Source organism: Reyranella soli (assembly GCF_007992495.1).
Classification (GTDB): Bacteria; Pseudomonadota; Alphaproteobacteria; order Reyranellales; family Reyranellaceae; genus Reyranella; species Reyranella soli.
The window spans coordinates 1-1,578 of record NZ_BKAJ01000348.1; the positions used below are offsets into that span (position 1 = coordinate 1).

At 67.2% G+C, this 1,578-nt stretch carries 1 protein-coding gene; it reads right to left on the reverse strand.

From position 1 onward, the window contains the following. Window positions 1-1,544 (reverse strand): phosphoenolpyruvate carboxykinase (locus RSO01_RS46670; RefSeq protein WP_147157457.1); only part of this gene is annotated, 1,544 nt, incomplete at its 3' end. Window positions 1,545-1,578: the final 34 nt, after the last annotated feature.

Genomic DNA, 1,578 nt, shown 5'->3' on the forward strand with positions numbered 1-1,578 from the left:
GCCGCCTGCTTGACCTTGCCGTCGACGTGGCTCTCGAACTGCTGGAAGTTGGCCTCGAAGCGCTTGGCGACGTCGCGCGCGGCGGTGTCGTAGGCCTTCTTGTCCTTCCAGGTGTTCTTGGGGTTCAGCACCTCGCCCGGCACGTCGGGGCAGGCGCTGGGCACCTGCATGCCGAAGTGCGGGTCGGTCGAGCTCGCCGCCGCGGCCAGCGTGCCGTCGAGCGCGGCCCGCACCATGGCGCGGGTGTGCCGGATCGACATGCGCTCGCCGACGCCGAAGCCGCCGCCCGACCAGCCGGTGTTGACCAGCCAGCACTTGACGTGCTGGCGGGCCATCTTCTCGCCCAGCATCTTGGCGTAGACGGTGGGATGACGCGGCATGAACGGTGCGCCGAAGCAGGTCGAGAAGGTCGCCTGCGGCTCGGTCACGCCCTTCTCGGTGCCGGCCACGCGCGCGGTATAGCCCGACAGGAAGTGATACATCGCCTGCTCGGGGCTGAGCCGCGAGATCGGCGGCAGCACGCCGAAGGCATCGGCCGTCAGCATGACGATGTTCTCAGGGATGCCGGCCACGCCCGTAGCCGATGCGTTCGGAATGAACTCCAGCGGATAGCAGGCGCGCGTGTTCTCGGTGTAGCGGCCGTCGTCGAGGTCGAGCGCGCCGGTCGCCGGATCGATCACCACGTTCTCGAGCACCGTGCCGAAGCGCTCGGTGGTGGCGTAGATCTCGGGCTCGGCCTCTCGGGAAAGCTTGATCACCTTGGCGTAGCAGCCGCCCTCGAAGTTGAACAGGCTCTTCTCGCCCCAGCCGTGCTCGTCGTCGCCCAGCAGCGTGCGCGAGGGATCGGCCGACAGCGTGGTCTTGCCGGTGCCCGACAGGCCGAAGAAGATCGCCACGTCGCCCTTGGGCCCGACATTGGCCGACGCGTGCATGGGCAGCACGTTCTTGTCGGGCAGCAGGTAGTTCAGGATGGTGAACACCGACTTCTTGATCTCGCCTGCATACCAGGTGCCGCAGATCGCCACGACGCGCTCGCTGAAGTTCACCAGGATGGCGCAGTCCGACGCCGTGCCATCGCTCTCGGGATCGGCCTGGAAGCCCGGCAGGTTCAGGATGGTGAATTCCGGCTTGAAGCGCTCAAGCTCTTCGCGGCGCGGCCGGAGGAACATGTTGCGGGCAAAGAGGTTGTGCCAGGCGGTCTCGGTCAGCACGCGCACGCCGATGCGATGCGCGGGATCGGCGCCGGCCCAGCAGTCACGCACGAACAGGTCGCGGCGCTGGGCATAGCCCAGCATGCGGTTGTAGAGCCTGCGATAGCGTTCCGGCGAGATCGGCTTGTTGGTCTTGCCCCAGTCGATGCGGCCCTTGGTCTCCGAATCCTCGACGAAGAACTTGTCGTTGGGCGAGCGGCCGGTATGCACGCCGGTGCGCACCACCAGCGCGCCGCCATCCGCCACCTGGCCCTCGCCGCGGCGCACCGCCTCTTCGTAGAGAGCGGGAACCGACAGGTTCCAATGGACGTTACCGAGGTTCTTCAACCCCAGTGTCTCGAGCCCGAATTTGGGGACGACGAAGCCC